We start from the raw sequence: 6,049 nt of genomic DNA, 5'->3' as shown, positions 1-6,049 counted from the left end.
ATTCGTCGGTCGAGACCATGCCGCGCGTGGCCGATGGCCTTGGCGTGACGATCGTCTCGACCCCGAAGGGCGTCATGGCCGATCATGTGGCCCGCGAGCAGAACGTGGGCGGCGAAGTGCTCTGCAAGGTCTTCTGACCTTTCAGACGCCGCTCATCTTCAGGAGAGATCCAATGTCTCGTATCGGTAAGAAGCCGGTTCCGGTCCCCGCTGGCGTCACCGCCAACGTCGACGGCCAGCTGGTCAAGATCAAGGGCTCGAAGGGCGAGCTGTCCTTCCTGGTTCCCGAGGACGTCTCGGTCGCCATGGAGAACGGCGCCATCGCGGTCCAGCCGCGGTCGCAGTCCAAGCGCGCCCGTTCGCTCTGGGGCACCTCGCGCGCCCGCATCAACAACCTCGTCATCGGCACCACCGCCGGTTTCGAGAAGCGTCTCGAGATCAACGGCGTCGGCTATCGCGCCGCCGTTGCCGGCAAGACGCTGAAGCTGTCGCTCGGCTACAGCCACGACATCGACTACGATATCCCGGCCGGCATCACGATCACCACGCCGAAGCCGACCGAGATCATCGTGACCGGTATCGACAAGCAGGTCGTCGGGCAGATCGCCGCGGAAATCCGCGAGTATCGCGGCCCCGAGCCCTATAAGGGCAAGGGCGTCAAGTACGCCGGCGAGTTCATCTTCCGCAAGGAAGGCAAGAAGAAGTAAGGACGCCAGCCATGAGCAAGCAGAACGATGCGACTGCGCGCCGCAAGGCCCGCGTCCGCCGCGCGATCAAGGCGGTTGCCAATGGTCGCCCGCGCCTGTCGGTGCATCGCACCGGCAAGCAGATCTACGCCCAGATCATCGACGACGTGAAGGGAGTCACCCTGGCTTCCGCCTCGTCGCTCGACAAGGATCTGCGCGCCGACATCAAGTCGGGCGCCAATGTCGAGGCGGCCGGCCAGATCGGCAAGGCCATTGCCGAGCGCGCGGTCAAGGCCGGCGTGAAGGAAGTGGTCTTCGATCGCGGTCCCTATATGTATCACGGCCGCGTCAAGGCGCTGGCCGAGGCGGCCCGCGAGGGCGGCCTCAGCTTTTGAGGTTTTCGGGCGCCGCCCGGCCGTGCGCTTCGGCGCGGGCCGGGCGGCGGCCGTTTTCAGGCTACTCCGGGCAATGAGGCGCGGGGACAGGCTCGAGCGAGCGGCGGGGCAGCGACCTCGTCCGCGCAAGTAAGAGGACAGACATGGCTAGAGAGCCGCGTGAGCGTAGGGACCGGGAACAGGAAGTTTCCGAGTTCGTGGACAAGCTCGTCCACATCAACCGCGTCGCCAAGGTGGTGAAGGGCGGCCGTCGTTTCGGCTTTGCCGCCCTCGTCGTCGTCGGCGACCAGAAGGGCCGCGTCGGCTTCGGCCACGGCAAGGCCCGTGAAGTTCCGGAGGCGATCCGCAAGGCCACCGAAGCCGCCAAGCGCGGTCTCGTCCGCGTGCCGCTGCGCGAAGGCCGAACCCTCCATCACGACGTCCAGGGCCGTCACGGCGCCGGCAAGGTCGTGCTGCGCGCCGCCCCGGCCGGTACCGGCATCATCGCCGGCGGTCCGATGCGCGCCGTCTTCGAGGCGGTCGGCATGCAGGACGTGGTGTCGAAGTCGCTCGGCTCCTCGAACCCGTACAACCTCGTGCGCGCCACCTTCGACGCGCTGAAGAACGAGGACAGCCCGCGCGCCGTCGCGGCCCGTCGCTCGCTCAAGGTTTCGGCCCTGCAGACCCGTCGCCGCGATGCCGGCACGGATGCGGCCGCGGAAGCGTGAGGGAGGTTTCGATGGCAAAGGCTGAGAACACCACCGTCACCGTCGAGCAGATCGGCTCCCCGATCCGCCGCGACGCCACCCAGCGCCAGACCCTCATCGGTCTCGGCCTGAACAAGCTTCGCCGCCGCTCGACCCTCCAGGACACCCCCGCGGTGCGTGGCATGGTCGAGAAGGTCAAGCACCTCGTCCGCGTCGTCGACGCGAAGTGAGGAGGCAGACACATGAAACTCAACGAGATTCGTGACAACGAAGGCGCGGCCAAGTCGCGTATCCGCGTCGGCCGTGGCATCGGCTCAGGCAAGGGCAAGACCGGCGGACGTGGCGTCAAGGGCCAGAAGGCTCGCGCCGGCGTGGCGGTCAAGGGCTTCGAAGGCGGCCAGATGCCGCTCTATCGTCGCCTGCCGAAGCGCGGCTTCACCAACCTGTTCGCCAAGGATCTGAACGAGGTCAACCTCGGCCGCATCCAGCAGGCGGTGGAAGCCGGCAAGCTGGACGCCAAGGGCACCGTGACCATCGAGGCGCTCGTCGCCGCCGGTGTCATCACGCGCCAGGCCAAGGACGGGGTGAAGATCCTCGGCCAGGGCGAGCTGACGACGAAGCTGGCCTTCGAAGTCGCCGGCGCCTCGAAGTCGGCCGTCGAGGCGATCGAGAAGGCGGGCGGTTCGGTCAAGATTCTGGCTGCCGCTTCCCAGGCGTGAGCCTGACCCCTAAATAAGGTTAGCGAACGGCGGCCAGGCCTTGCGCCTCGGCCGCCGTTCGACTGTTTGACGCAAGGCACGCCCCCGCGATTCGCAGTGCGGATCCGGATGACGGTGTGCTTCACTGACGAAATTCAGGGACCAGACGCATGGCATCGGCGGCTGAACAGCTCGCGGCGAACCTCAACTTCGGGGCGCTCGCCAAGGCTGACGAACTCAAGAAGCGGATCTGGTTCACGCTGGGCGCGCTGCTCGTCTATCGCCTGGGCACCTATATCCCGCTGCCGGGCATGAATCCCGACGCGGTCGCCGATCTGTTCCGGCAGACGCAGTCCGGCATGCTGGGCATGTTCAATATGTTCTCCGGCGGAGCCGTCGGCCGGCTCGCGATCTTCGCGCTGGCGATCATGCCGTATATTTCGGCCTCGATCATCGTTCAGCTGCTCTCCAGCGTCATCCCGAGCTTCGAGAGCCTGAAGAAGGAAGGCGAGCAGGGCCGGAAGATCCTGAACCAGTACACCCGCTACCTCACGCTGGTCCTGGCCGTCTTCCAGGCCTATGCGATCGGCGTCGGCCTGCAGGGCTCCGGCAACCTCGTGCTCGAGCCTGGTCCCTTCTTCCTGGTCTCGACGACGATCACGCTCGTCGGCGGAACGATGTTCCTGCTGTGGCTGGGCGAGCAGATCACCAGCCGGGGCATCGGCAACGGCACGTCGATGATCATCTTCGCCGGCATCATCGCAGAATTTCCCTCGCAGCTCGCCCAGACCCTCGAGCTCGGCCGCCAGGGCGCGATCTCGACCGGGCTGCTGCTCGCCATTCTCGTGATGGCGATCTGCGTCATTGCCTTCTGCGTGTTCATGGAGCGCGCCCAGCGGCGCCTGCTGATCAACTATCCCAAGCGCCAGGTCGGCAACCGCATGTATGAGGGCCAGACCTCGTTCCTGCCGCTGAAGCTGAACACCGCCGGCGTCATTCCGCCGATCTTCGCCTCGTCGCTGCTGCTGCTGCCCACCACCATCGCCAGCTTCTCGCAGGCGCAGGGCGGCACCGGCTTCCTCTCAACCGTCGCGACCTATCTCGCCCATGGCCGGCCGCTGTTCATGGTGCTCGATGCGGCGCTGATCATCTTCTTCTGCTTCTTCTACACCGCGATCGTGTTCAATCCGGTCGAGACGGCCGACAACCTCAAGAAGCATGGCGGCTTCATGCCGGGCATCCGGCCGGGCGAGCGCACGGCCGAGCATATCGACCGGGTGCTGACCCGCATCACCGTGCTGGGCGCCGGCTATCTGACGATCGTCTGCCTTATCCCCGAATTCATGATCACCTATGCTCAGATCCCGATCATCCTGCTGGGCGGCACCTCGCTGCTCATCGTGGTGACCACGACGATGGATACCGTGGCACAGGTGCATGGGCATCTGCTGGCCCACCAATATGAAGGCCTTGTCAAGAAGGCCAAGCTGCGAGGAGCGCGAAGGTAAGATGCGACTGATTTTCCTGGGGCCGCCGGGGGCGGGCAAAGGCACTCAGGCTGCGCGCATCGTCGCGAAGCACGGCATTCCCCAGCTCTCCACGGGCGACATGCTGCGCGCGGCGGTGTCTGCCGGCACACCGGTCGGCCAGAAGGCCAAGGTGGTGATGGAAGCCGGCGGGCTGGTGTCGGACGAGATCGTGATCGGCATCGTCGCCGACCGCATCGAGGAGGCGGATGCCCGCAAAGGCTTCATTCTCGACGGCTTCCCGCGGACCCTGGCCCAGGCCGAAGCGCTCGACAGCATGCTGGAGAGCAAGGGTCTGAAGATCGATTCGGTTCTCGAATTGGTGGTCGACCAGAGCAAGCTCGTGGATCGCATCGTCAAGCGCGCGGCAGAGGCGAGGGCGGCCGGTCAGCCGGTGCGCAAGGACGACGATCCGGAGGTCTTCAAGACCCGGCTCGAAGCCTATAACCGCGATACGGCGATCGTCGCCCCCTATTACGACAAGCGCGGTCAGCTCACGCAGATCGACGGCATGCAGCCGATCGATGATGTGACCCGTGCGATCGAGGCCGCGCTGGGCGAGGCGGTTCAGGCTCGCTGAAGCCGCCTCGGCTCATGATCTCACGCCAAGGGCGGCTTGGGGTCTCTGCTTGGCATGTTTCTTGGTTTGGCGGGTTGACTCGCGGCGTTCCAGCCGTTAACGACCCGCCATCCGGTTTTCATGGGAGCGATGCCGTTGCCTTCGCGAGAAGGGACGACGTCGCATTATCGCGTGGAACCGTTCGACGCTCAGCAAGGGCCGGCCTCCACCGGCGCGGGGCATTATTCACGAGCCGCGGAGCCATCGGGCACTGCGGCCAATATGGAGAAGAGACCATGGCTCGTATCGCGGGCGTCAACATTCCCACCGGCAAGCGCGTCGTCATCGGCCTGCAGTACATCCACGGCATCGGCGCCGCCAAGGCCAAGGAAATCTGCGACAAGGTCGGCATCGCCGACGAGCGCCGCGTCAACCAGCTGACCGACGCCGAAGTGCTTCAGATCCGCGAGACGATCGACCGCGACTATCTGGTCGAGGGCGATCTGCGCCGCGAAGTCTCCATGAACATCAAGCGCCTGATGGATCTCGGCTGCTATCGCGGTCTGCGTCATCGCCGCTCGCTGCCGGTTCGCGGCCAGCGCACCCACACCAACGCCCGCACCCGCAAGGGCAAGGCGAAGCCGATCGCCGGCAAGAAGAAGTGATTTTTGGGCAGTAGGCAGTCGGCAACAGGCAGTCGTCATCGATTGCCCGCTGCCTATTGCCTATTGCCGTTCTCTCCCCAGCGCCTGGCATCACGGGCGCGCCTGAAGGATGAAAGAAAGAAGACATGGCCAAGGAAGCCCAGCGCGTTCGCCGTAGGGAACGCAAGAACATCGTCTCCGGCGTCGCGCATGTGAACGCCTCGTTCAACAACACCATGATCACAATCACCGACGCGCAGGGCAACACGATCTCGTGGTCGTCCGCCGGCACGATGGGCTTCAAGGGCTCGCGCAAGTCGACCCCCTATGCCGCTCAGGTCGCTGCCGAAGACGCCGCCCGCAAGGCCGCCGAGCATGGCATGCGCACCCTCGAGGTCGAGGTGACGGGTCCCGGTTCCGGCCGCGAGTCGGCTCTGCGCGCTCTCCAGGCCGCGGGCTTCACCGTGACCTCGATCCGCGACGTGACGCCGATCCCGCACAATGGCTGCCGTCCGCGCAAGCGCCGCCGCGTCTGACGCGAACGCCTTCGCCTTAGGGCGCCCGCAGGGGCGGGCGCCTGTCCGGGGCGGCGGTGGCCGCCATTTGAATTCAGCACCAGGAGTGCGGTCGTGATCAGCAAGAACTGGCAGGATCTTTCCAAGCCGAACAAGCTCGAGGTCAAGGTCGGCGACGACGCGAAGCGTCAGGCCACCGTGATCGCCCGCCCGCTCGAGCGCGGTTTCGGCATGACGCTCGGCAACGCGCTGCGCCGCGTGCTGCTGTCCTCGCTCCAGGGCGCGGCCGTGACCGCCGTCCAGATCGACGGCGTGCTGCACGAGTTCTCCTCGATCCCGGG

At 65.9% G+C, this 6,049-nt stretch carries 10 protein-coding genes and 1 pseudogene; all 11 read left to right on the top strand.

Translation table 11 applies throughout. The annotated features are described in order from the left end of the window. A partial coding sequence (gene rpsH / locus ACOJTB_RS12405) for a 30S ribosomal protein S8 (RefSeq protein ID WP_420102830.1) occupies nucleotides 1-137 on the top strand: 137 nt, incomplete at its 5' end. Nucleotides 138-172: 35 nt separating this feature from the next. Beyond that, entirely contained in the window at nucleotides 173-706 is a 534-nt protein-coding gene (gene rplF / locus ACOJTB_RS12400) for a 50S ribosomal protein L6 (RefSeq protein ID WP_420102829.1), read from the top strand. 11 nt (nucleotides 707-717) lie between these two features. Continuing rightward, nucleotides 718-1,080: a 50S ribosomal protein L18 gene (rplR, locus tag ACOJTB_RS12395; protein ID WP_420102828.1), complete on the top strand. Its 363-nt coding sequence runs from the start codon at nucleotides 718-720 to the stop codon at nucleotides 1,078-1,080. Nucleotides 1,081-1,223: 143 nt separating this feature from the next. Then, nucleotides 1,224-1,787 carry a 30S ribosomal protein S5 gene (rpsE, locus tag ACOJTB_RS12390; RefSeq protein ID WP_420102827.1) on the top strand — a complete coding sequence of 188 codons (564 nt, stop codon included), beginning with the start codon at nucleotides 1,224-1,226 and terminating at the stop codon, nucleotides 1,785-1,787. Nucleotides 1,788-1,798: 11 nt separating this feature from the next. Continuing rightward, nucleotides 1,799-1,996 carry a 50S ribosomal protein L30 gene (gene rpmD / locus ACOJTB_RS12385; RefSeq protein ID WP_420102826.1) on the top strand — a complete coding sequence of 66 codons (198 nt, stop codon included), beginning with the start codon at nucleotides 1,799-1,801 and terminating at the stop codon, nucleotides 1,994-1,996. Between the two features lie 12 nt (nucleotides 1,997-2,008). Then, entirely contained in the window at nucleotides 2,009-2,485 is a 477-nt protein-coding gene (rplO, locus tag ACOJTB_RS12380; RefSeq protein ID WP_420102825.1) for a 50S ribosomal protein L15, read from the top strand. Between the two features lie 149 nt (nucleotides 2,486-2,634). After that, entirely contained in the window at nucleotides 2,635-3,972 is a 1,338-nt protein-coding gene (secY, locus tag ACOJTB_RS12375; RefSeq protein ID WP_420102824.1) for a preprotein translocase subunit SecY, read from the top strand. Nucleotide 3,973: 1 nt separating this feature from the next. After that, nucleotides 3,974-4,570 (top strand): adenylate kinase, encoded by a 597-nt coding sequence (locus ACOJTB_RS12370; RefSeq protein WP_420102823.1) that lies wholly within the window; start codon nucleotides 3,974-3,976, stop codon nucleotides 4,568-4,570. Nucleotides 4,571-4,845: 275 nt separating this feature from the next. Then, on the top strand, nucleotides 4,846-5,214 hold the full coding sequence (gene rpsM / locus ACOJTB_RS12365; RefSeq protein WP_219183578.1) for a 30S ribosomal protein S13: 369 nt from the start codon (nucleotides 4,846-4,848) through the stop codon (nucleotides 5,212-5,214). Nucleotides 5,215-5,339: 125 nt separating this feature from the next. Beyond that, on the top strand, nucleotides 5,340-5,729 hold the full coding sequence (gene rpsK / locus ACOJTB_RS12360; RefSeq protein WP_043237079.1) for a 30S ribosomal protein S11: 390 nt from the start codon (nucleotides 5,340-5,342) through the stop codon (nucleotides 5,727-5,729). Nucleotides 5,730-5,822: 93 nt separating this feature from the next. Further along, nucleotides 5,823-6,049: pseudogene (locus tag ACOJTB_RS12355) on the top strand (DNA-directed RNA polymerase subunit alpha); the annotation flags it as partial.

This window comes from Allobosea sp., assembly GCF_048595345.1.
In the GTDB taxonomy this organism is placed as follows: Bacteria; Pseudomonadota; Alphaproteobacteria; order Rhizobiales; family Beijerinckiaceae; genus Allobosea.
The sequence above is the reverse complement of the archived record's forward strand: the minus strand, read 5'-3'. Positions and strand labels throughout refer to the sequence as shown.